This window comes from Pelagibacterium halotolerans (genome assembly GCF_044811015.1).
Classification (GTDB): domain Bacteria; phylum Pseudomonadota; class Alphaproteobacteria; order Rhizobiales; family Devosiaceae; genus Pelagibacterium; species Pelagibacterium halotolerans_A.
On the sequence record NZ_CP085243.1, the window covers coordinates 1,740,959 to 1,763,652 of the forward strand.

Genomic DNA, 22,694 nt, shown 5'->3' on the forward strand with positions numbered 1-22,694 from the left:
CCATAATCTTCCCCGCGGGAAGAGGATAACCTATGGCAAAACCTATCGAATTCGTCATAGTCGGGGGCGGCACGGCGGGGTGGATCGCGGCCTTCATCATCCAGGATAGCGCCCGCCGCAAAAAGCTCGACCTCAAGGTCAAGGTCGTGGAATCCTCGAAGATCCCCACGGTCGGCGTGGGCGAGGCGACGACCGCGGCGTTTCGCGTGCTCATCAAGCATTTCGGTATCGACGAATTCGAATTCTTGAGAAAAACCGAAGCCACCTTCAAGCTCGGCATCAAGCACGAGGACTGGCGCCGCAAGGGCTACAGCTATTTCGGCCCCATCGACGATCCCCATCAGGTCGTCGCGGTCCCGCGCGGAACGCCGGACGATTATCTCAACGTCTATGCGGTTTCCGCCGGCAAGCCGGTCGCCGACATGCACATGTTCGGGCCGCTGCTCGAACGCAAGAAAGCCCCGTACGCACAAAAGCCGGATGGCTCGCTGATCCCGCTCGGCCCCTTCCACCATGCCTATCATTTCGATCAGGCGCTCGTCGGTAAGTTCTTCGCGTCGAAATCTCAAGGCGTCGAGGTCGTCGACGCGCTGGTTTCCGGCGTCGAACGCGATTCCGAAACCGGCGATATCGCCGCACTCGTCCTCGACGACGGCAGCACACTCACCGGCGATTTCTTCATCGACGCCACGGGCTTCCGCAAGCAGTTGATCGTCAAGGAGCTCGGCGCGGCGTGGAAATCCTATGCCGAAGAACTCCCGGTCAACCGCGCCCTGCCCTTCTGGATCGATATCGAAGAGGGCGCCGAGATCGCCAACTATACCCGCGCCTGGGCCCAAAGCTCAGGCTGGATGTGGCAGATCCCCACCCAGTTCCGCTATGGCTGCGGCTATGTCTATTCCGATGCGTTTCTCACGCCTGACGAAGCGAAAGCCGAAGTCGAAACCGCTCTGGGTCATCCCATCGAAACGCGCGGCGATATTCCGTTTTCCATCGGGAGGCTGGAGACGCCGTGGCTGGGCAATTGCCTCGCGGTCGGGCTCTCTTCGAGCTTCCTCGAACCGCTCGAATCCACTTCGATCCACGGCACCATCGTCCAAATGATGCTCTTCGCGGGCCGCTTCCTCGACGATCCGGCAAGAATGACGCCCGCGCACCGTGACGATTACAACGCCCGCATCGGCCGCCAGGTCGATGATTTCCGAACCTTCGTCAACATGCACTATATGACGGAGCGCGACGACACCCCCTTCTGGCGCGAGGTCCGTGCCCAGCGCATCCACCCGGAGACCCGTGCGCGGTTCGAACGCTGGCAAAAGGAAATGCCACGCCGCGCGCATTTCCGCGATTATCTCGATGGCCTGCCGCATATCGAAACGCAGCTCTACTACCCGGTGCTCGACGGGCTGGGGCTATTGGACCGGGAGGTCGCGAAGGCCGAAATGGCGCGCGACCCCAAGCTGCGCAGCTTCGCCAAGAAAACCTATGACGGGCTGGTCAAGGAATACAAGCAAGCCGCCACCAAGGCGCTGGGGCATGCGGAGTTTCTACGGCTGGTGCGGGAGATGGGGTAGCGGCCGGAGCGAACGCTTTGCGCGCCCGCGCCGGTCCAATGTACCAGTTGCGGTAGACGCTAAGCCACCCGCTTCCGATCAACCCGTGCCCATTCGGGCAGCATATCGCCATGCGCCTCCAGGAGCGCATCGACGAGCTTCCAGATCTGGTCGAGATCCAGCTCCGCCGCCGTGTGCGGGTCCATCATCGCCGCGTGGTAGATGTGCTCGCGGTTCTCGGTCATGAGCGCTTTGACGGTCAGTTCCTGCACGTTGATGTTGGTGCGCATCAGCGCGGTCAGCTGCGGCGGCAGCTCGCCGATATAGGTGGGCTGGATACCCGAGGCGTCGACGAGGCACGGCACTTCGGCCGCACAGTTCGCCGGCAGCGAGGTGATGCAGCCATTGTTGCGCACATTGCCGTAAATGATCGCGGGCTGCCCGGTCCAGACCGCATTGACGATCTCGGACGCGTATTCGTGGCTGGCCTTGACCTCGATGGTCTCGGCATTGCGGTATTCTTCGGCTTGGCCTTTCCAGTGCTCGATCTGCTCGATGCAGCGCTTGGGATATTCGTCGAGGGGCACGCCGAATTTCTCGATGAGGTCCTCGCGGCCCTCCTTGATGAAATAGGGCGTATATTCGGCGAAATGCTCGGAGCTTTCGGTGACGAAATAACCGAGCCGGCGCAGCATCTCGTAGCGGACCTTATTGGGGCAACGCGGCATGGCGCGATGCTTGGGCAGTCGGCCTTCGAGATAGCCCTGGAGCAGGTCCGGATAGAGGTTGCGGTAGGACCCGTCCTCCATGCGTTCCTCGAATTTGAGATAGAACGCCATGTGGTTGATGCCCGCCGAGCGGTAGCGGATTTTCTCAAGCGGAATGCCGAGGTCCCGCGCCAGTTCGTGCGCCGTACCCTGCACGGAATGGCAGAGCCCGACCTGCTTGATCTGCGGATATTTCTCCGCAATCGCCCAGGTGTTGATCGCCATGGGGTTCACATACTGGAGCATGATCGCCTCGGGACATACTTCGAGCATGTCCTCACAGATCGCCCAGAGGTGCGGCACCGTCCGGATGCCGCGCATGATGCCGCCCACACCGAGCGTATCGGCGATGGTCTGGCGCAGGCCGAATTTCTTGGGGATCTCGAAGTCGATCACCGTCGACGGCTCATAGCCCCCGATCTGGAACGCGACGACAACAAAGTCGGCGCCTTCGAGGGCCGTGCGCCGGTCGAGCGTCGTCGAAACGGTTGCCGAGACTCCAAGCGCCTTGATGATCTTGGAGACGACAATCTCGCTCTCCTCGAGCCGGGTGGGGTTGATGTCCATCAGCGCCACATGCGCGCCCGAAAGCGCCTCACGCTGGAGGATGTCGCCGACGATGTTCTTCATGAAGACGGTCGAGCCGGCGCCGATGAATGCAATCTTGGGATGTGCCATGGAAAAAGACTCCGTATTCAGGCAGCGATTTCGAATGCGGCGCGGACGAGCCGGGCCGTGTATTCCGTTTTGGGGTTGGTCAGCACCTCGCTGACGGGCCCTTCTTCGACGATCTTGCCGAATTGCATGACCATCACGCGATGGCACAGGGCGCGGACGACCTTGAGGTCGTGCGAGATGAAGACGTAGGAGAGGCCCTTCTCGTCCTGCAGCTTGCGCAACAGGGCAATGATCTGGGCCTGTACCGAAAGGTCGAGCGCGGAGGTCGGCTCGTCCAATAGGATGAATTCGGGTTCGAGCGCGATGGCGCGCGCAATCGCGATGCGCTGACGCTGGCCGCCCGAGAATTCGTGCGGGAAGCGATTGAGGATCGTGTCGGGCATCCCGGCATCCACCAGCGCCTGCCGCACGCGATTGACGCGGTCCTTGGTGTTCGCGCCAATCCCGTTGACGATCAGCCCTTCCTCGATGATCTGGCGGATCGACATGCGCGGATTGAGCGAGGCGAAGGGATCCTGGAACACCACCTGCATCCGGGAACGCAAGGGCCGCATCGCCTTGCGGTCGAAGCCGTGGATCGGCTGGCCATCAAAGAAGATTTCGCCGCCCTGATTGCCGATCAGGCGGATGAGCGCCTGCCCGAAGGTCGTCTTGCCCGACCCCGATTCGCCCACCAGCCCGAGCGTTTCATGGCGCTGGAGCTTGATGTCGAGGTTGTCGACCGCGACGAGATCGAAATAGTCGGGCTTGAAGAACCCGCCACGCTTCAGCGTAAACGAGACCCGCACATCCCTGCCTTCGAGCACCGTATCGTGCTCTCCGACAAGCGGATTGGCGACGCCCTTGGGCTCGGAGGCCAGCAAATGCCGCGTATAGGCGTGGCGGGGATTGGCAAAGAGCGCCTCGGTCTCGTTGTGCTCCTGCACCGCCCCGTTCTGCATCACATAGACGTACTCGGAGAACTGCCGGACGATGGTGAGATCGTGCGTGATCAGGATCACCGCCATGCCGTAGCGGTCTTTCAAATCCTTGATGAGGTGCAAAATCTGCGCCTGCACCGTGACGTCGAGCGCCGTCGTCGGCTCGTCCGCGATGAGCACCTCTGGCCGGTTGGCGAGCGCCATGGCGATCATCACGCGCTGGCGCTGTCCGCCCGAGAGCTGGTGCGGATACTGCTTCAAGCGTGCCGCCGGTTCGGGGATTTGCACCTCTTCGAGGAGCTCCCGCGCGCGATCCATCGCCTCCTTGCGCGACATCTTGTTGTGCAGGTGCAGAATTTCGCAGAGCTGCTGGCCGATCGTGTAGACCGGGTTCAAAGAGCTCATCGGCTCCTGGAAGATCATCGCGACGTCGTTGCCCCTGAGCTTGCGCATCTCGCGGTCGCTCATCGCAACGATATCCTGGCCTTTCAATGTGATCTTCGTGCCCGGCAGGATCGTCGCGCGCTTGGTCAGAAGCCGCATCACCGTGCGCGCGGTCACCGATTTCCCCGACCCCGATTCCCCCACAAGCGCGATGGTCTCGCCCTTGTGGAGCTGGAAGGAGACGTCCCTGACCGCGTGTACGGTGCCGCCTTCGACCTTGAAGTCGACAGCCACGTTGCGCGCATCGAGGATCAGTTCCCGGCCATGCGTGCCGAGGTCGTGCCGTTCGGAGGGTGCAAGAGTATCGTGTGTCATGTCTTCCTCCTCAATACGGGTCGATGGCGTCGCGCAGCCCGTCGCCGAGCGCGTTGAAGGCGAAAACGGTGATCAGCACGAACACCACGGGGGAGAGGATCCATGGATACGACCCGATCACCGAGAAGGTGCCGGTGTCCTGGAGCATCAGCCCCCAGGAGATGAGCGGCGGTTTCACGGCAAAGCCCAGAAAGCCCAAAAAGCTTTCGAGCAGCACCACGGTGGGAATTGCTATCGTCACCGCGACGATGACGTGGCTGAGCACATTGGGCAGAATATGCCGCACGATAATCCGCAGATCGCCAGAGCCCACCGCAATGGCGGCGCGCACATATTCGATCCGCGCCAGCGCCAGGGTTTTCGAGCGCACTTCTCGGGAAAGCTGCGCCCAGCCGATCGCCGCCATCACGCCGATGACGAAGGCGATGAACACGTTGGTCGGCGCGGTCACCGGGACCAGCGAGGTGAGCGCCAGATAGAGCGGCAGCTGCGGGAAGGCGAGCACGAACTCGACGAAACGTTGCAGCCACGTATCGAACCGCCCGCCGATATAGCCCGACGTGATCCCCACCAGCGTGCCGACGATAGTCGTGATCGTCACCACGGCAAGGGCAATCATCAGCGAAATACGCGAGCCGACAATGCCGCGCGAGAGGATATCGCGGCCGAACTTGTCGGTCCCCAGAAGCTGGATCGGGCGGCCGTCCGTCGTCCCGAAGAAATGGATATTCGCCGGGATGAACCAGAACAGCCGGTATTCGTACCCCTGAACGAAAAAGCCCGTGGGCGTCGGATCGTCCATCACCGGTCCGGTCAGGGGCTGGAAGGTGATGGGATCGAGTTCCCCGGTCTCCCCGATAGGATAGACATAGGGAATGAGGCTGAAATTGCCCTGCGGGTCCTGAAACGCGATCATGTCGGGCGGCGCGAAGGGCAGCTCGGACCGCTTGGGGTCCATGGGGGCGAAGAAATCCGCGAACACGGCCATGAGCAGCAGCGCAACGACGAGCACCAGCCCGATCATGCCCATGGTCGAGCGCCGGAAGCGCCGCCAGACAAGCTTGGCATAACCTTCATTGCCGCGCGCGAAGCGGTCCTCGAGCGTATCGATATCTTCCTCGATCTCCGGGCCGGGCGCGGCGCCGATCCCGGCGTCCGACGGCAGGGGCGGGGTGGCGTGGTGTTTCACATCAGTCATTTTTCTCCCCTCCCAGGCGGATGCGGGGGTCGAGAAGCGCCAGCAGGATATCGGCGATGATGTTGCCGATGATCAGCGTCGTGGCGAGCACCAGCATGAAGGTCGCGGTGACGAAGACGTCACCGACCCCCATCGAGCCCACGATGGCGGGACCGACGGTGGCGAGGCCGAAGACGATGGCAACCTCGATTTCACCGGTCAGCATATAGGGCATCACGACACCCTGATAGGCGACCAGCGGATGGAGCGCATTGGGGACCGCGTGGCGCATGATGACCGTGCCCTCGGGCAGGCCCTTGGCGCGCGCGGTTTCGATATATTGCGCGTTCAAAACATCCAGCAGGTTGGCGCGCATTACGCGCATATTGTAGGCGAGCCCGCCAAAGGTCGCGATGAAGACGACAGGCCAGATGTGCTGGACGAGGTTGACGAACTTGTCCCAACTCCACGGCGCGCCGCCATAGCGCGCGGAAAAGAACATGCCGACTTCCGAGACGTTCAATCGGAAAACCAGGAGATAAAGAATGATGATCGCCAGCAGAAAGCGGGGGATCGTCATGCCGAGGAACGAGAAGAACCCCAGAAGCGTATCGACCCAGCTATATTGGCGCGTCGCCGCGACGACGCCGAGCGTGATGCCGAAAATCGATGCGAGAATGTGGCAGGTGAGCGCGAGCATGATGGTCGCGGGCAGGCGTTCGGCAACCACGTCGCCGACAGGCTTGTTGTAGTAGAGCGAATGCCCGAAATCGAAGCGCGTCACGATGCCCGTGATCCAGCGGAAATACTGAACGACGAGCGGATCGTTGAGCCCGTTGGCCTCGCGATAGGCCTCGGCCTGCGCTTCTGCCTGCTCAATGGTTGCGCCGCCCTGATTGATCAGCATCGACTTGATGTAGTCGCCGTAGTCGCCTGGAGGCGCTTGGATGATGGCGAACGTAACGACGCTGAGAAGCAGGAGCAGCGGAATTGCACCCAGTATTCTCGCAGCCAAAAATCGGAACATGGTCGCGGCCCTTCAATCGGTGGCGAGGCAGGGGAATAAAATCCCCCTGCCTCTGGCTAGGGAGGAGCTAGGAAACCGGCCCGTTGCCGCCCGGAACGTCGGGCAGGGTCTGCGGGTGCAGCTCGTAACCGGGTTGATCTTCCGCGGGCACATAGACCCGTTCGCGGATGATGTTGTCTTCCGCCCAGTTGAACATGAAGATCGGCGCGCCTGCAGGGATATTGGCAAAGCGCTTGTTGATGATCAGCGCACCGGGATACTGGGTCAGGCCGACCGAGTAGACGTTCTCGGTGAAGATCCGCTGATACTCCTTCATGAGTTCGGCACGCTCGGCATTATCGTCGGTTGCGACAAACGCATTGACGATATCGACGAGTTCCTCCTCGAACGGCAGCAGATCGAGCGTACCGTCCGAACCCGCGCGGTGGAACTGGTGATTGCGCAGGCCAACCGGGGCCAGGCCGACGGTGTTTTGAACCACCGAAATGTACTCGGCAGGCTGGCGCATGACGGACCAGTCGAATTGACCGGAGTCCTGCATGTCGTCGCGGGCATTACCGGACTGGAAGTTGGCGATGACCCGAAGCCCCAGCGGCTCCATCATGGCGATCACACCCTCGGCGAGGTTGGTGTCCGTGGCGTAGTCGGTATTGGCCAGAAGCGTGATCTCCACGTCCTGCCCGCCGGCTGTGCCTTCGGGGAAGTTCCGCACGCCGTTCCCATCGGTATCGACCAGACCGAGACCGTCAAGCAGGGCCTGGGCTTCCTCGAAGTTATACGGATAGTACGCCGTCGATTCCGCGTCGTAATAAGCCGTGCCGGCATAAAGCCCGCCCGGATAGATGGCGGTAAACGGACCGCGCACAAGCGCGTCGCCGAGCCACTGCCGGTCAATCGCCATCGTGATGGCCTTGCGGAAGTCGAGATTGCGGTTGAGCTCACGCACGGCCTGGGCGCGGGCGTCGGGATCACCCCAGCCATTGCCCGACATATTCATCTGCAACGCGTAACCGATTGTGCGGGCGCCGAACTGTAGACGGGCAGGCGCGTCGTCATCGGCAGAGCGGCGCAGGGCCTCGACGTAGCTTTCGGCCTGCTCGAGGTTGGAGAAGTCGCCCGAACCGGCAACCGCCTGCACGTCGCGATCAGCCCAGGTCGAGAGGCGATAATGCATCTCGTCGAGATAGGGAAGCTGGTTCCCCTCTTCGTCGACCTTCCAATAGTAGGGGTTACGCCGCAGGACGATGATGTCGTTGGGACGGTACTCGACCGGCACCCAGGCGCCCATTACCGGGAAATTGAGGTATTCGGGCGGGAAGGCGTTTTTGTATTCTTCGTAGGTGTTATCCGAGTATTTGGGATGCTCGGGCTTCAGGATGTGGCTCGGGCCAGGACAGAAGGTGCCATAAGCCATCTGATAAAGATATTGGGTCGGGAACGCCTCCTGGAAGGTCCATTTGATCGTGTACTCGTCGATCGCTTCGAGGGTCGTCCCCTCGCCAAAGCTCTGGGGCGTCGCGCCATTGAGCGGGGAGACGTTCGGATCGAGGACGTTGTCCTCCCAGTAGAACATGATGTCTTCCGAATCGAACGGATCCCCGTCGGACCATTTCGCACCTTCGATCAGGTGCATGGTCAACTCATGCCCGTCCTCGGACCATTCCCAGCTCTTGGCGAGGTTGGGGAGCGGTTCGAGTTCATCGGCGCGCACCATGAACAAGGGGCCTGTGCGCGTCAGACACTCATACATCCCGATATCGATGCCGCCCCAGCCCTGGGACTGGCCACCGATATAGTTCCAGCCTTCGGGCCGGCCGCCGATGACGTGGCGCATGACGTCGCCATATTCGCCGATCCCGTCGGGCATGTTGGCGGTCTTGTAGACCATCGGTTCGACGGGCAGACGCTCCTCGACCGGCGGCAACTTGCCTTCATTGACGAAATTCTCGGTGATCCAGGCTGGCTCGGAATAGCTGTCGAGCGCGCGGAATTCGAAAATATCGGAAATGCCGACGAAGTTCGGCTCGCTCTGGGCGGCGAATTCCGGCGGCGGTGGCGGTGTCGTCGGTTCGACCGACTGGGCATAAACGGCAAATGCCGAAATCCCCATAAGCAGACTTGCCCCGGTAAGGGCTATAGGATGCTTTCGCATATGTCCTCCCAATCCATACGATGAACATGCGCAGGGTCTCCTCAACCCCATCGCTGCACCCTCAATCGTAGGACTTGCAAAAAGTATGACAATTCGTATTGTTAAACACTTCTTCCGGGTTTTAAAGATCGATAGCCATGACTGAAATCACAAATTCGACACTGGCCCGCAAGTCGCCGAGTGCTGCCCCCGTCCCCAGGCCCGACCGGAAATTCTATGCGCATACCCGCGCCTTCGGGCGTTTCGGTATCCGCTGGTTCGCTCCCCAGATCATGCCGCGCGAGCATTGGCATGGGCATATCGAGTTCAATTGGCTCACCGAAGGGCAGATGGATTATCTCTTCGATGAGCGCGCCATTACCGTGCCTTCGGGACGGCTCATTATGTTCTGGGCGGGCATCCCGCACCAGACCGTTTCCATCGACCGGGGGCCGTCGCACGAAAGCCGTCAGTGCAATATCTACCTTTCGCTCGACTCGTTCCTTTATATGCCGGGGCTCGGTTCCCTCACCGAGACGATGATGGGTGGCGGTGTCATCATGCTGCCCCGGGATGCCGTCGATACCGCCTTGCTTGAACGCTGGTACAGCGACTATCGCAGCGGCAACGCCGAACGCACTGACATTCTCAAATCCGAAATCGCCAGCATGCTCCGCCGGACAGCGATGGTCGGTTGGGATACGTTGCTCGATCCGTGGATCGAGCCTGACGCGAAGGGCACGCGCACCGGTACACCGCTCCGCTATGTCGTCGCGATGGTGCGCCACATCCTTGAAAACCTCTCGGAGCCCCTAACGAGCAAGGACGTTGCCAAAGTCGTCGGCCTACACCCCAATTACGCGCTCAACCTGTTCACGAGCGTCATGGGCATCGCGATGCAGAAATTCGTCATCCGGATGCGGCTCATCCGGGCCCGCTCGCTTTTGTTTGCCAATTCGATGTCGATTGCCAATGTGGCATATGAATCCGGCTTTTCCTCACAAAGCCAGTTCTACGAACATTTCCGCTCCGCCTATGGCATGACGCCCCGCGAAATGCAGAAGAGCCTCGCGGCGAGCGGCTATTTGCCGGGGAGCGAAAAGGTGTATTAACTTTTTACAGTTGCATATTCGCGCACAATGCCGCCCTCCCCCCACCGTCATCCTCGCGCTTGACGCGAGGACCACAAACCCTCCGCGTTCCGCAGCAGGGGTGATGCGCATAGCTTGGGGGCGGGCATTCAACTTCAGTTGGGAATGTGGCGACGCAGCGGGTCCTCGCGTCAAGCGCGAGGATGACGGTGGGGGAGGGCAATCGGGTGAAGGGACCTTCTCTCTACCTTGATAGAGGTATGCTCCAGCGCCTCCACCATTCCCACGCCGCCCCCGACTTGATCGGGGGCCTATCAGCGTTTGGGTGCCCGAATTGGTCGTACGATGCCAAGCGTTGCCTTGAACCGAGTCCGTTCCGGATGGTGAGACCGCGAGGGGCGTGTTGTCAGCCCAATGCACCCGATGTCCTCACCATTCGGCATGGCAAGGATCGGCAGCACCGCCGTGCATCGCACGAGGATCCCGGATTAACAAAGCTCTGATGGACCCCCGATCAAGTCGGGGGCGACACCGGAGGGGGGAGAGGTTGGTTTCACCCGATTGCCCTGACGGTGGGGGGAGGAGATGTTGCGCGAATGCGCAATTGTGTCCAGAACAAGTGGTTGCCACTTTTTCGCTTACGCGGGCCTTCGGGTCCGTTCGGACACGCCCTACCCCTCCGCCCGCCGCGCCTTGAAGGCGAGGACCTTACGCGCGAGGCTCCACAGTGCCGGGTTCTGCTTGATCGTCCGCTTCGCCCGCCGCGCGGCGCGCAGCATCGGCGCGGCGATCTGCCCCAGGGCCGACACGGGGACAACGCTGTCATAGACCGTATGGCGAGACGTCCATTCCGTCTTGTAGTCGAAATCCCCGAGCCCCATGTCGAAGCTCTCGATGCCTTTGGCGCGTAACTCATCGACGAGCAACGAGAGCGTCACGCCCATGAGCGCGTATTTCGCGGCCTCTCCATCGGTGGTCGAGTTGATGTACTGCGAATAATGCTTGCTGGCGGAAACCCCGATGCTGGTGGCGACGACAGTCTCGCCGGCATAAAGCGCATGATAGCTCAGGACGGGTGTCCCGCCATCCGGACCGGAATGCGCGGCTGTCTTGAACAGAACTTCGAATTCCGGGCGGGCGAAGATGTTCTCGACCCCCATCTGCTTGAAACGCTTGCCGCGCTGCTTGAGGAAGATCGCGTGGAGGGCATCGATCTCCTCTTCGGTCGTCGCCTGGCGGAGCTGTAGTTCGCCGAAGCTCTCGTTGAGCCGCCGCATCGAGCGTCTGATATTGGTGCGACGCTTACGGGGAAGCGCCTCGTCGATATAATGTCCGTCGGCCTCAAGAAAGGTGCAAAAGTAGAAATGGTCGGGCGATGGTGCGTGGGGGAAGGCCAGCAACGGATTGCGGCGCTCCGTTTCGCCGGCGAACAGGCAATGGAAATTAACGATGTCCACAGCCGCCCCGGTCTTGCCGAGTGCCTTGAACGCCGCCTTGAGCACGCGCGGGGTCAGCCGGTCGGCATAAGCCGGGTCGTAGACGAGGCTGTCCCCGTTGGAAATCTCCATGCCGATGACATGTCCGATCCGGACGCCGAACCGTGAGGAGATTTCGAGCGGCAGCAGCGCAACCGGCTTCCCGCTATCCATCCACACGATGACCCGGACCTTAGCGCCGGGGGAAAACCCCGCGATCCGGAACGCCCGGATCCAGTCGAAGGTTTGATAGGGCGTCAGAACGGCGCGCGCTTCGAGTTCGCGCCAGACGGGTTCGACCGTATCGAGCGTATCGAACACGGCGACGTCGAGCCCTTCGACCGCGTCGGCCGTGTGCCCGGCTGCCGCTTGGCCGTAGACTGCCTGAATTGCCATAGATCGCACCCATGCATCGGAAATCGCTGCGGATACTGGGCCCAAAATGCTATGGAAAGCTGAAAACAGCCGTGTGAATAACGGGCAAACCGGCTCGCATGGTTAACAAAAGCGCAACGACCCGCCAGGCATGTACCGGGCGGGCCTTGCATGCCTTGCCGGGCGGTCGGCCCAGCCGGCGATCAATCGCGACCGGTCAGCCGTTCACGACTTCGATGAGTTCCACGTCGAAAACCAGATCCTTGCCCGCGAGCGGGTGATTGGCATCGACGGTCACCTCTTCCTCGGTCGAGTTGACCACCGTCAGGGTCATCGCGCGGCCATCCGCGCCGGTTGCCTGCAGGCGCGCGCCGGGGGAAACATCCACGCCTTCGGGGATGCGCTCGCGCGGCACGGTCTGAACGCCCTCGGGCCGATGCTGGCCATAAGCCTCGTCGGCCGGGATCGTCACCGTTGCAGATTCACCCTCGTTCATTCCCTGCACCTGGTTATCCAGGCCCGAAATGATCTGACCCGATCCAAGCTGGAACTCGAGCGGCTCCCGATCTTTCGAGGAGTCGAACTCGGTCCCGTCGGTCAACCGGCCGGTATAATGGATGCGCACAGTGTCCCCGTGCTTTGCCTGGGTCATGCTGTGTCCTTCATATGCTTGCGTTTGTGTTGGGACCGGAAAAGCGTACTTCGCGCACGACAAAACGAACCGGATCCCGCGAAAGTCCGCCGCAGCGTAAAAGTGCCACGAACGCGGACGGCACCTCCAACTGTAAGCCTCAGAACACAGATGTAAACCGTCAGCTGCGCTTAAGTTCCCGCATCCAGAGCCGATCCGCTGCGACATTACCGCCACCCAGCGTCGCGAGCGTCAGCGCCATCGCGGCCCAGGGCAGATGGAAATTGGCCCAGCCCTCGGGCACCGTAAGCTGAATGACCGCCGTCATCGCGAGGATGCCCAGCGCGGTGAAGCGGGTAAAGAGCCCCAGTATCAGCAGGACCGGCAGGACGATCTCGGCAACCCCGGCAACGAAAGCCATGACGCCGGGGAAAGGATACGCATAAGCCGCGCCGAAGATGTGGAGCTTGAAATGCTGCTCGAAGAGGAGCCGCGCTGACGGCGAAAGGCTTAAAAAGCCGTCCCATTTGGTGAGCCCCGAGCGGAAAAACGGCACCGCGAGCGCCACGCGCAACGCGAGCAACGCAAGGGACGGGGGAATAGCCGCAAGCAGCGCGTCGGCGCGATTGATGAGGCGGGTACGCATGGGGTTCACCGTGGTCATGGAAACTACTCCTTGTTGATGGCACCGAAGGCACCGAGACCGATAAGCCCGACCAGCGCACGACCGGCGTCGAAGCCGTGCGCGTTCTGGCCGCCTTCGCTCGCGTCGTTGATCGTCGCTCCGGTGAAAAGCGCGGTCGCGAACCGGCTGTCCGCTGTGGGTATCGCTGTCACGCGGACCTCGGTGCCGGGCCGGGTGACGAGGACGGTTTGCGCATCGGTCTCCGTAAGCTTCCCCACCGCTTCGCTTTGATGCGCCGCCCAGATCGCGCCGACGGGGTAGGCCGAGACAACGAGACGCGCCGCCGGATGCGGTTCGAGCCGCGCCGCCGCAAGGGCATCGGGCGCGATCCCGGCGATATCGGAAAGCCCGAGTGGCGCCGCGTCGGCGGCGTGATAGCTCTCTGTCCAGGCGTATTCGAGCCGCGCGACGTCAGACAGATATGGAAGGGACGCCGCGGGCTCGAAGCCTGCGATGAAATCGGGGAAGGTCTCCCCATAAAAGAGCATGACCGGCGAAGCAGGCTTGGTCTCTCCCACATAGACGCGCGCCATCGCCTTGAAGAAATCCGCGCCCACGAGCCGGCGGGTCACCGGAAACGCTTTGCCGAGCGCTTCAACAAGGCTCACATGCACATTGTTGCGGTAAACCGCGAATCGCAGCGGGTCCGGTTCGCCGCGTGCCGATGTGACCCCGTCGGGCAACGCCCTCGCGGGATCCGCAAGCGCGGCGGCGAACGCATCCTGAGAAACCACCGCGCTCATTGCGCGGCCCTCATTTCCCGCCCTGCAGCCGCATCGAGCGCAGCCTGCGCGCGTCGGGACTCGGCATAAAGCGTATCGAAATCGGGCACGTCGTTATCCCATTCGACAAGCACCGGCTTGGGGCCGGTCCGCTTGAGCGTGAAGAGGAAGAGCTCGAACACATCCGGCCGGATCGCCGATCCGTGGGCGTCGATCAAAAGCCGCTCGCCGGCGCTGTCCTCGGTTTCGTCATACCCCGCAAGATGGATCTCCCCTACCTCGTCGATCGGATACGCCTCGACATAGGCAAAGGGGTCGCGCTTATGGTTGACCGCCGAAACCATGACATTGTTGACGTCGAGCAACAGCCCGCAGCCCGTGCGCTGGGCAATCGCGGCCATAAAATCGATCTCGTCGATGGTGCTCTCTTCAAAGAGCACATAGGTCGAGGGGTTTTCGAGCAGCATTCTGACCCCGAGCGCGTCCTGTACCTGCGAAACGTGCGCACAGACCTGATCGAGCGTCTTTGGAGTATAGGGCAGTGGCAAAAGGTCGTTGAAATAGCCCGTATCGTGGGTAGACCATGCCAGATGCTCGGAGAATGAAGCGGGGCTGTATTTATCGATCAGGAACCGCAGGCGCTTCAAATGTTCTTTATCGAGTGGCTTCTCTCCGCCGATGGAGAGGCCCACGCCGTGAAGCGAAAGCGGATAATGCGCACAGATCGCCTCCAGATAGCGATGGGGCGGCCCGCCCGCGCCCATATAGTTTTCCGCATGGACCTCGAAGAACCCCAGTTCCGGCTTGTGTTCGAGAATCTGCGCGTAGTGTTCGGGCTTTAGTCCGAGCCCTGCGCGATTGGGCAATGGCGCTGAAAGCGGCATGATCGTTCCCCTCGTCGGCATCGAAAATGGGTAGGGCACCCTCATGCGCCCTACCCGCGGCACCAGCCTTACGCCGGCAGATCGCGGTCGAGCGGTTCAAGGCTGCCCATGCGCCCGCCCGGCAGGTCCATGGTTTCGCAAGTGCCGGCGGGCACGTACTTCCAGGAATTGCCCTGGTAGTCGACGCTCGCGGTGCCCGCGCAGGTCGTGCCGGGGCCCGCGGCGCAATCGTTCTGGCCGGCCAGCGCAACGCCGTAGCACTGCACCATATCGCCTGCCATGGCATCCGAAGCCATCGAGTCCTGCGCAACGGCGGAGCCGGCGCCGATGGCGGCGGCCAGCGATGTTGCCAGGGCGAGCGAAGTGATGTGACGATTCATGAGGTCTCTTCCTTTGACTGCATTGAACGTTTGTCTTTTGAGAGGCCACCGGTGAAGTCCGGCGCCATAATCGCCATTTCGACGCGTGAAGATGTTTGTTACGCCCCGTTTTCCGCCTCACGGGCTTGTGATTGCCTTGTGAATGCTGTTTCGTCGATTTTGCACGCCGACGCGTAACATCTGCCGGGACGCAAACGTATTGAGGAGTGGTGGTGACGCCGCAAAAAGATAACGAGCTGGCCGCGCGCATGCGTGCGGCGATAGCCGGGGACACGACGGGGTATGACCAACTCCTGCGCGACATCGCAGGGCTGGTGCGTGGTCTTGTTGCCCGCAAGCTCGGGCCCGGCTCGGCGATCGATGCCGAGGATATCGTGCAGGAGACGCTCTTGGCAGTGCATCTCAAACGGCATACATGGCGCCCCGAGGCCCCCATCCTGCCCTGGATCTATGCCATTGCGCGCTACAAGGTCATCGATGCCTTCCGGCGCCGCGGACAAAGGGTCACCCTCGATATCGACGAGTTTGCCGATGTGCTGGCCGCCGATGAACCCGAAACCGCCAGCGAGCGCGACATCGAACGCGCTTTGGCGAGCCTTTCGGATGGCCAACGGAAGGTCGTTGCCGCGATCAGCGTCGAGGGCCGTTCGATTTCCGAGACGGCAACGACGCTGGGCATGAAGGAAACCGCGGTTCGCGTCGCGCTCCACCGGGGGCTTGCGGCAATCGCGGCGAAGTTTGGGAAGATAGATTGATGAAGACCGACGATCTCATCGCTGCCCTGGCTGCCGACGCCCCTCCGCGGGGGCCGCGCCTCGATTCGGTCTGGGCGATTGCTCTCGTCTGCGCGGCCCTGTTCGCCCTCGCTGTCTTTTTTGGCACCATCGGCCCGCGTCCGGATTTCTGGAGCGCTATCCAGACGATCCGTTTCGATTTCAAGTTCGTCCTGACAGGCGTTCTCGGCGTCACGAGTTTCGTCATGCTGCGTGCCCTGGCTGTCCCCGGCGCCAAACGGCCCCACTGGAGCCTTTTGGCGCTTGCGCCCGCGCTCGGCATCGCTGCCGTCATCCTTGAGCTTATCGCGCTGCCCCCTGACACCTGGCAGATGGCACAGATCGGCAAGAACTCGGTCGTCTGCCTCACCTTCATCCCGATCATCGGGCTCGCGCCGGTCGGAGCACTCATTCTCGCGCTGCGGCGCGCGGCGCCGACCCGCCCGACCCTCGCCGGCGGCGTTGCCGGCCTTGTCGCTGGCGGTATCGCGGCCACGCTCTATGCGGCGCATTGCATCGACGATTCCCCGCTCTTCGTCATGACGTGGTACCCGCTCGCGATAGCGATGCTGGTCGTGCTTGGGGCGGTGCTGGGACGGATTTTCGCGCGCTGGTAAATGGCTAGCCCGCAGGCCGATCGCCTGAAGTGATGTGCTATCTTCCCGGATAGAGGCGTGCTCTGGCTCTGGCTCTGGCTCTGGCTCTGGCGCTTCCACCTCCCCACCGCCGCCCCCGACTTGATCGGGGGCCTATCAGCGTTTGCGCGCCCGAATTGGATGTGCTGCGCAATGCGCTGCCTGAAACCGGGCGCATACCGGATGGGGAGACCGCGACGATCCCGTTGCCAACCCAATGCACCCGACGCCCTCACCATTCGGCACGGCAAGGGTCGGTGGCACTGCCGTGCATCGCACGACGATCCCGGATCGGCAAAGCGCTGATGGGCCCCCGATCAAGTCCTACAGTATCCACACATCGTTTCGGCCCTGTGCCACGCCCTCGTGGTTCGAGGCGAGGCTTTGCCTCGCACCTCACCATGAGGGCTACTGGGAAGGCCACGCACCTACAAGTAGCCCTCATCCTGAGGTGCCCGCGAAGCGGGCCTCGAAGGGCGAGGGCGTGGCACGAACGCGCGCAACGGGATGTGTGAATCCCGTAGGATCAAGTCGGGGGCAACGAGCGGGTAGCGGAGAATCTGGCGTCAAGCGATTCCCCTGGCCTACCCCCGCATCGGCGCAAACGTCTTCGCACTCAATTCCAGAAACGCCTCCACAGGTGCCGAAACCGGCCCCTTCTTCCGCCGCGCGATCAGCAATTGCCGTTTGGCCCAATCCTCCCCGAGCGGTGCATAAACCAGATCGGTCCCCGCCAGCAGATGGATCGAGGAATTGCGCAGGAACCCGATCCCGAATCCCGCCTCGACCATGCGCACCATCGCGGGGAACCCCTCGACATTCACCCGCCCGTGCAGGGCCTGTCCCGCCTTCTGCGCCGCGTCGTTCAGGAGCCGGTCGAGCGCGCCGGTATGGTGCACGCGCACCACTTCGTGCGCGACGGTTTCGACAAAGCGCAGAGGTTTGCGCGTTCCCATCCGCGCGGCCAGCGGATGGTCGGGCGAAGCGATCACCCAGACATGGTCGTCCTCGAAAGGCGATACCTCAAAGCGCGAAAAATCATAACTGTCGACAACGATGGCGAGATCCACCTGCGCGTCCTCGAGCGCCGAGAGCGATGCGCGCGCGGCCATTTCCTTAATCTCGAGCGTGACGCCGGGATTGGCGCGGGCATATTCCGCCAAAAGCTCGGGTAGCCGCCCCGAAAGTGCCGACGAGGACGAAGCAATCTGCAACTCACCCGCCTTGCCGTCGGCATAGCCGCCCATCGCGGTTTCGAGGTCGGCAATCTCGCGAAAAATCCTGCGACAGCCTTGCGCATACTCCTCCCCCGCCGCCGTCGGCGTCACGCCGAAGGCCGAGCGGTCGAACAGCACCACCTCAAGCCGCGCCTCAAGGTCGGCGATGCGTCGCGAAATCGCCGAAGGCGCGATCCCCTCATGCTCGGCGGCCCTGGCAATCGACCCGTCACGCGCGAGAGCCAGAACGAGGCGGGCGGTGACGGGGTCGAAATGGGACATGGGCTGGCGTTCCGAATCTCAAACAGAGCCGGACTATATCAAGCGGATGCATCTTTGCGCGACTGCTATGGGTGGCCGGAATAGGGCTATCACGTGAAGTGATGTTCTATCGGCCCGGATGGAGGTATGCTCTGGCGCTCCCTCTCCTCGCCGCCCCCGACTTGATCGGGGGCCCATCAGCGTTTGCGTACCCGAATTGGCAGTGCGATGCAGAGCGCTACCTGGAACCGGGTGCATACCGGATGGTGAGACTGTGAGGATTCCGTTGCCCGTCCAATGCACCCGACACCCTCACCATTCGGCACGGCAAAAGTCGGCGCCGCCGCCGTGCATCGCACGACGATCCCGGGTCGGCAAGGCGCTGATGGGCCCCCGATCAAGTCGGGGGCAGCGAGCGGACGGTGGAGAGGTTGGCTTCAAGCGATTGCCGTGGTGGGTGGAAATCACCCCACGGGTATGGGCAATGCGGAACGGCATACGTTGGACTGGCCTCACGCGCTCCGGTACGCGGTTTGCGGTTCCTCAATCGGCAAAGCCGCTCCCCGCCCCACCGCGTCGCCAATGGCGATAATCGTCGGCTGGCGCACATCGACCGCCATCGCGCCATCCCGCAGATCGGCCAGCGTGCCGAACGCCACCGTCTGCTCTGGCCGCGACACCGAGGAGGCCACAACGAGCGGCGTCGAAAGCGCCAACCCGGCCTCCGCCAGCCTCCCGGCCAACGCCCGCGACGTCCGTCCGGCCATATAATAGACATGCGTCGTCGCCGGGTCGGCGAGCGCGCGCCAGTCGAGACTGTCCGGTAGTTTGCCGTTGCGCGCGTGCCCCGTCACGAACCGCACCGATTGCGCATAATCGCGATGGGTGAGCGAAATACCAAGCTGTGCCGCCAACGCGAATGCCGTGCTGATCCCAGGCACCACCTCGACGGGGATATTCTCGGCCTCGAGCGCGGCAATCTCCTCCCCTGCGCGGCCGAAAATCATCGGATCGCCGGATTTCAATCGCACCACGCTGCGCCCTTGCTTGGCCAGCGAGAGCATCATGGCGTTGATGTCGTCCTGCTTGCAGCTTTCGCGCCCGCCGCGCTTGCCCACGAGGATACGCTTGGCCTCGCGGCGCGCCAGTTCGAGCACGTCGTCGGACACCAGATCGTCAAAGAGGATCACGTCCGCAGATTGCAAGGCACGCACAGCCTTGATGGTCAGATATTCCGCATCCCCCGGCCCGGCCCCCACAAGCGTCACGCGGCCTTCGGGTGCGGCTTTCGCCTTCTCGATCCAGCCTTCGGGAGAGTTATCCCCGGGGTCCGCACGGAAGGCATAATCGGCAAGCCGTTCCCAGAACGCGCGCCGCTCGGCGCCGGGAGCGAGCGCTTCGGTGACGCGCGCGCGGACCGTCCGGGCCATTTGCGCCCAGGCCGCGAGCGTTTTGGGCAGAAGTGTCTCGATCCGGCGCCGGACGGCCTGCCCCAGGATCGGCGCGGCGCCATTGGTCGAAATGCCGACAACGACCGGTGAACGGTTGACGATGGAGCCGAACTGGAACTGGCAGAAGGCGGGCTTGTCGATCACGTTGACCGGAACGCCCTCTGCCGCGGCGCGATCGGCGAAGTCCTGCGCCTCGTCCTCCGCGCAATCGCCCACGGCAAGCGCCATAATCGACCAGTCAGCGTCCACCCACGATGAATCGTGAAGCACGACAACGCCTGCGTCTGCGAGTTCGCGCATATCCTCGATTGTTTCATTGTGGTCAGCGTAGACATGCACGATGGCGCCCGCCGCCGCGAGCAGTTCCGCCTTCCACGCCGCCGCCTCCGAACCACCGGCGACGAGCACGGATTTACCCGTCAGCGTAAAGAAGACGGGGAGACAGGCAAGCTCACCCATCCGGCGGCGGTCATTCTGCGGCCTGGAGACGATGCGCATCGATGATCCTCCTGATTTCCGTGCGGCACGAGCCGCAATTGGTCCCCGCCTTGAGAGCCGCCCCCACCGCATCCACAGTCGTCGCTTCGCCCGAAGCGGCGAGTTCGGCGATCTGGTTGGCGCCCACGCCAAAGCACGAGCATACGAGCGGCCCCGGATCGGGCCTGTCGGCGCCCGGACGCCCGGAAAGCACAGCGCTGCGAGCCATTGGCTTGTCGTGAGTTTCGGTCAATTGCGCCACCGCCCATTGGCGCGAAACGAGCACCGGATCGGGCGCAAGCCAGAGCGCGAAAACCAACCGCGGCCCGGCGAATGCGGCAAGGCTGGCGCGCCCGGATTTGGCGTCACTATAGGAGAGGACGTCGAGCGCGGTTGCGTCGCCAAAAAGCGACGCAGCGATGTCGTCTGTGGCCTCGAAAAGCCCCAATTCCGTGCGCCATCCACCCTCGGCGCGGGCCGTCGCCCAATAGTCGGCAGCCGCGCAATCGGGCCGTGCAGCAGACACAGCGAACCCATAGAGCGCGACCTTCGCCGGATAGAGGCTCACAGCGCTCATCTTGAGCCCGGGTTGGCCAGAAACCGGGTCGGCCATGGGTGCCACGAGCGCATTGACGCGGCCTTCGGAGGAATAGGCGCCGGTCCAGTGCATGGGCGCAAAGACGGTCCCGGGCCGCTGACGGTCGGTGACCTGCGCCCGCATGACGGCCCGCCCCAGCGCGTTTTCGAGCTGGACCAGAGTGGCGCCGCGGATGCCCAGGCGATCGGCGTCGGTGGGGTGGATTTCGACGAATGGTTCGGCGTAGTGACCTGAAAGTCTTGGCGTATTCCCCGTACGCGTCATCGTGTGCCAATGGTCGCGCACGCGCCCGGTGTTGAGGATCACCTGCCCCGGCGCCGTCGCCTTGGGCGGTGGCGGCTGGGTGGCGATGAAGCGGGCTCGGCGGTCGGGGGTGAAGAACGCACCATCGGCAAAGTTGCGCGCAACCGGGGACGAACTTGCGCGGACTGGCCATTGCGTTGGGACCAATCTGTCATAGTCCTGGTCCATGAGCCCGGAAATATCGAAATCGCGCGTCCCCCCATTCTCGAACCCCGAGAGCGCGGCGTGCTCGGCGAAGATCTCCGCGGGCGAGGCGAAGGCGAACGCATCGCCGAAACCGAGCCGTTTGGCGACCTCGCAGATGATCCACCAATCGGGCCGCGCCTCGCCCGGATGAGCCAAAAACGCCCGTTGGCGCGAGATGCGACGCTCGGAATTCGTCACCGTCCCGGACTTCTCGCCCCAGCCGGCGGCGGGGAGGAAGATATCGGCGCAACGGGCGGTGTCCGTGGTCGCATACATGTCCGAAACGATGACCGTATGGCACCCCAGAAGCGCCTCACGGGCCTTGTCGGCGTCGGGCATGGAGACCACTGGATTGGTGGCCATGATCCAGACGGCCTTGACCGTCCTGGCTTCGAGCGCGGCGAACAAGTCGACTGCCTTCAAGCCCGGTTCGCGGGCGATGTTCGGAGCGCTCCAGAAGCGCTCGACGATGTTGGCCTTGTCGAAATCCATATGCGCGGCCAGCATGTTAGCCAATCCGCCCACTTCGCGTCCGCCCATCGCGTTGGGCTGGCCGGTGATCGAGAACGGCCCCATGCCAGGGCGCCCGATCCGGCCCGTCGCGAGGTGGCAATTGATGATGGCATTGGCCTTGTCAGTCCCCGAAACCGACTGGTTCACGCCCTGCGAGAAGATGGTCACGACATTTTCCGTGCCGGCGAAAACGTCAAAGAACATAGCGACATCGGAGGTTGAAAGGCCGGTCGCCCCGGCAACCTGGGTAATCGTCCAGGGCTCGGCCAGCTCGAGCGCGGTCTCGAACCCGGTCGTGTGCTTTTCGACAAACCGCCGATCAACCGCGTTGGAGGCCACCAAGTGCGCAAGAAGGCCGGAAAACAACGCAACATCGCCGTCATTAGCAATAGCAAGATGCAGGTCCGCCTGCTCGGCGGCGTTGGTGCGGCGGGGGTCGATGACGACCACCCGCATGTCGGGCCGGGCTTCCTTGGCAGCGAGAATGCGCTGGTAGAGGACAGGGTGGCACCATGCAAGGTTCGAGCCCACGAGGACGATGAGGTCCGCCTGCTCGAAGTCCTCGTAGCAGCCGGGGACTGTATCCGAGCCGAAGGCGCGTTTATGCCCGGCGACCGAAGACGCCATGCACAGGCGCGAGTTGGTGTCGATGTTCGCCGTGCCGATGAAGCCCTTCATCAGCTTGTTGGCGACGTAGTAGTCCTCGGTCAGGAGCTGACCCGAACCATAAAGCCCGACAGCATCCGGGCCATACTCGGCGATGACGCTTTTGAGCCGGTCCGCCACCGCATCAAGCGCGGTATCCCAATCCACCTCGGTCCCGTCGACCATGGGGCGCAATTGCCGGCCTTCGAGCGAGAGGGTCTCCCCGAGCGCCGAGCCTTTCGAGCACAACCGCCCGAAATTGGCTGGATGATCCGGGTCGCCCGCGATCGTTACAGTGCCGTCGGGCTGCGGGGTTGCGAGAACGCCGCAGCCGACGCCACAGTAAGGGCATGTGGTCCGGATGGCCTCGCGCGACATAC

At 62.7% G+C, this 22,694-nt stretch carries 18 protein-coding genes; 4 read left to right on the top strand and 14 right to left on the bottom strand.

All coding sequences use genetic code 11. The features are described from left to right. The first annotated feature begins 32 nt into the window (after nucleotides 1-32). Nucleotides 33-1,574, top strand: coding sequence for a tryptophan halogenase family protein (locus tag LG281_RS08635; protein ID WP_404406330.1), 1,542 nt, complete (start codon nucleotides 33-35; stop codon nucleotides 1,572-1,574). A 59-nt stretch (nucleotides 1,575-1,633) separates the two neighbouring features. Here the strand turns inward: LG281_RS08635 and LG281_RS08640 are convergent, their stop codons facing one another. The 5 genes from LG281_RS08640 to LG281_RS08660 form a co-directional block, all read right to left on the bottom strand. After that, the gene (locus LG281_RS08640; RefSeq protein WP_404406332.1) at nucleotides 1,634-2,998 is read right to left on the bottom strand and encodes an alpha-glucosidase/alpha-galactosidase; all 1,365 of its coding nucleotides are present in this window, start codon (nucleotides 2,996-2,998) and stop codon (nucleotides 1,634-1,636) included. A 17-nt stretch (nucleotides 2,999-3,015) separates the two neighbouring features. Beyond that, nucleotides 3,016-4,677, bottom strand: coding sequence for an ABC transporter ATP-binding protein (locus tag LG281_RS08645; protein WP_404406334.1), 1,662 nt, complete (start codon nucleotides 4,675-4,677; stop codon nucleotides 3,016-3,018). 10 nt (nucleotides 4,678-4,687) lie between these two features. Beyond that, nucleotides 4,688-5,875, bottom strand: coding sequence for an ABC transporter permease (locus tag LG281_RS08650; RefSeq protein ID WP_404406336.1), 1,188 nt, complete (start codon nucleotides 5,873-5,875; stop codon nucleotides 4,688-4,690). Then, nucleotides 5,868-6,881 (bottom strand): ABC transporter permease, encoded by a 1,014-nt coding sequence (locus LG281_RS08655; protein ID WP_404406338.1) that lies wholly within the window; start codon nucleotides 6,879-6,881, stop codon nucleotides 5,868-5,870. Before LG281_RS08655 ends, LG281_RS08650 begins: the two co-directional genes overlap by 8 nt. Before the next feature lie 67 nt (nucleotides 6,882-6,948). Beyond that, nucleotides 6,949-9,033 carry an ABC transporter substrate-binding protein gene (locus LG281_RS08660; protein ID WP_404406340.1) on the bottom strand — a complete coding sequence of 695 codons (2,085 nt, stop codon included), beginning with the start codon at nucleotides 9,031-9,033 and terminating at the stop codon, nucleotides 6,949-6,951. A gap of 137 nt (nucleotides 9,034-9,170) precedes the next feature. Between LG281_RS08660 and LG281_RS08665 the strand changes: the two genes are divergently transcribed. Next, entirely contained in the window at nucleotides 9,171-10,124 is a 954-nt protein-coding gene (locus LG281_RS08665; RefSeq protein ID WP_404406342.1) for a helix-turn-helix domain-containing protein, read from the top strand. 650 nt (nucleotides 10,125-10,774) lie between these two features. Here LG281_RS08665 and LG281_RS08670 read toward each other — a convergent pair. The 6 genes from LG281_RS08670 to LG281_RS08695 all read right to left on the bottom strand — a co-directional run bounded on the left by LG281_RS08670 (nucleotide 10,775) and on the right by LG281_RS08695 (nucleotide 15,255). Beyond that, nucleotides 10,775-11,974 carry a GNAT family N-acetyltransferase gene (locus LG281_RS08670; RefSeq protein WP_404406344.1) on the bottom strand — a complete coding sequence of 400 codons (1,200 nt, stop codon included), beginning with the start codon at nucleotides 11,972-11,974 and terminating at the stop codon, nucleotides 10,775-10,777. 196 nt (nucleotides 11,975-12,170) lie between these two features. Next, nucleotides 12,171-12,605, bottom strand: coding sequence for a peptidylprolyl isomerase (locus tag LG281_RS08675; protein WP_404406346.1), 435 nt, complete (start codon nucleotides 12,603-12,605; stop codon nucleotides 12,171-12,173). A 160-nt stretch (nucleotides 12,606-12,765) separates the two neighbouring features. After that, nucleotides 12,766-13,248 carry a DoxX family protein gene (locus LG281_RS08680; RefSeq protein WP_404406348.1) on the bottom strand — a complete coding sequence of 161 codons (483 nt, stop codon included), beginning with the start codon at nucleotides 13,246-13,248 and terminating at the stop codon, nucleotides 12,766-12,768. Between the two features lie 5 nt (nucleotides 13,249-13,253). Then, the gene (locus LG281_RS08685) at nucleotides 13,254-14,012 is read right to left on the bottom strand and encodes a DUF2063 domain-containing protein (RefSeq protein ID WP_404406350.1); all 759 of its coding nucleotides are present in this window, start codon (nucleotides 14,010-14,012) and stop codon (nucleotides 13,254-13,256) included. After that, nucleotides 14,009-14,875, bottom strand: a complete 867-nt coding sequence (locus tag LG281_RS08690) for a DUF692 family multinuclear iron-containing protein (RefSeq protein WP_404406352.1) — start codon at nucleotides 14,873-14,875, stop codon at nucleotides 14,009-14,011. The genes LG281_RS08685 and LG281_RS08690 overlap by 4 nt, the downstream gene beginning before the upstream one ends. Nucleotides 14,876-14,943: 68 nt before the next feature. After that, nucleotides 14,944-15,255: a DUF2282 domain-containing protein gene (locus LG281_RS08695; protein WP_404406354.1), complete on the bottom strand. Its 312-nt coding sequence runs from the start codon at nucleotides 15,253-15,255 to the stop codon at nucleotides 14,944-14,946. Between the two features lie 212 nt (nucleotides 15,256-15,467). Here LG281_RS08695 and LG281_RS08700 point away from each other — a divergent pair, with 212 nt between their 5' ends. Together LG281_RS08700 and LG281_RS08705 are read left to right on the top strand one after the other, a co-directional pair. Then, nucleotides 15,468-16,010 (top strand): sigma-70 family RNA polymerase sigma factor, encoded by a 543-nt coding sequence (locus LG281_RS08700; RefSeq protein ID WP_404406356.1) that lies wholly within the window; start codon nucleotides 15,468-15,470, stop codon nucleotides 16,008-16,010. Continuing rightward, nucleotides 16,010-16,645 carry an NrsF family protein gene (locus tag LG281_RS08705; RefSeq protein ID WP_404406358.1) on the top strand — a complete coding sequence of 212 codons (636 nt, stop codon included), beginning with the start codon at nucleotides 16,010-16,012 and terminating at the stop codon, nucleotides 16,643-16,645. Before LG281_RS08700 ends, LG281_RS08705 begins: the two co-directional genes overlap by 1 nt. 602 nt (nucleotides 16,646-17,247) lie before the next feature. Here LG281_RS08705 and LG281_RS08710 read toward each other — a convergent pair. The 3 genes from LG281_RS08710 to LG281_RS08720 form a co-directional block, all read right to left on the bottom strand. Next, nucleotides 17,248-18,162, bottom strand: coding sequence for a LysR family transcriptional regulator (locus tag LG281_RS08710; RefSeq protein WP_404406360.1), 915 nt, complete (start codon nucleotides 18,160-18,162; stop codon nucleotides 17,248-17,250). A 491-nt stretch (nucleotides 18,163-18,653) separates the two neighbouring features. Then, nucleotides 18,654-20,090, bottom strand: a complete 1,437-nt coding sequence (gene cysG, locus LG281_RS08715) for a siroheme synthase CysG (protein ID WP_404406362.1) — start codon at nucleotides 20,088-20,090, stop codon at nucleotides 18,654-18,656. After that, nucleotides 20,062-22,692, bottom strand: coding sequence for a molybdopterin-dependent oxidoreductase (locus LG281_RS08720; RefSeq protein WP_404406364.1), 2,631 nt, complete (start codon nucleotides 22,690-22,692; stop codon nucleotides 20,062-20,064). The genes cysG and LG281_RS08720 overlap by 29 nt, the downstream gene beginning before the upstream one ends. Nucleotides 22,693-22,694 lie beyond the last annotated feature (2 nt).

Bases quoted from the DNA above. Each gene is read 5' to 3' on its own strand.
- LG281_RS08635 (WP_404406330.1), top strand. From the start codon at position 33: ATGGCAAAACCTATCGAATTCGTCATAGTCGGGGGCGGCACGGCGGGG.
- LG281_RS08640 (WP_404406332.1), bottom strand. From the start codon at position 2,998: ATGGCACATCCCAAGATTGCATTCATCGGCGCCGGCTCGACCGTCTTC.
- LG281_RS08645 (WP_404406334.1), bottom strand. From the start codon at position 4,677: ATGACACACGATACTCTTGCACCCTCCGAACGGCACGACCTCGGCACG.
- LG281_RS08650 (WP_404406336.1), bottom strand. From the start codon at position 5,875: ATGACTGATGTGAAACACCACGCCACCCCGCCCCTGCCGTCGGACGCC.
- LG281_RS08655 (WP_404406338.1), bottom strand. From the start codon at position 6,881: ATGTTCCGATTTTTGGCTGCGAGAATACTGGGTGCAATTCCGCTGCTC.
- LG281_RS08660 (WP_404406340.1), bottom strand. From the start codon at position 9,033: ATGCGAAAGCATCCTATAGCCCTTACCGGGGCAAGTCTGCTTATGGGG.
- LG281_RS08665 (WP_404406342.1), top strand. From the start codon at position 9,171: ATGACTGAAATCACAAATTCGACACTGGCCCGCAAGTCGCCGAGTGCT.
- LG281_RS08670 (WP_404406344.1), bottom strand. From the start codon at position 11,974: ATGGCAATTCAGGCAGTCTACGGCCAAGCGGCAGCCGGGCACACGGCC.
- LG281_RS08675 (WP_404406346.1), bottom strand. From the start codon at position 12,605: ATGACCCAGGCAAAGCACGGGGACACTGTGCGCATCCATTATACCGGC.
- LG281_RS08680 (WP_404406348.1), bottom strand. From the start codon at position 13,248: ATGACCACGGTGAACCCCATGCGTACCCGCCTCATCAATCGCGCCGAC.
- LG281_RS08685 (WP_404406350.1), bottom strand. From the start codon at position 14,012: ATGAGCGCGGTGGTTTCTCAGGATGCGTTCGCCGCCGCGCTTGCGGAT.
- LG281_RS08690 (WP_404406352.1), bottom strand. From the start codon at position 14,875: ATGCCGCTTTCAGCGCCATTGCCCAATCGCGCAGGGCTCGGACTAAAG.
- LG281_RS08695 (WP_404406354.1), bottom strand. From the start codon at position 15,255: ATGAATCGTCACATCACTTCGCTCGCCCTGGCAACATCGCTGGCCGCC.
- LG281_RS08705 (WP_404406358.1), top strand. From the start codon at position 16,010: ATGAAGACCGACGATCTCATCGCTGCCCTGGCTGCCGACGCCCCTCCG.
- LG281_RS08710 (WP_404406360.1), bottom strand. From the start codon at position 18,162: ATGTCCCATTTCGACCCCGTCACCGCCCGCCTCGTTCTGGCTCTCGCG.
- cysG (WP_404406362.1), bottom strand. From the start codon at position 20,090: ATGCGCATCGTCTCCAGGCCGCAGAATGACCGCCGCCGGATGGGTGAG.
- LG281_RS08720 (WP_404406364.1), bottom strand. From the start codon at position 22,692: ATGTCGCGCGAGGCCATCCGGACCACATGCCCTTACTGTGGCGTCGGC.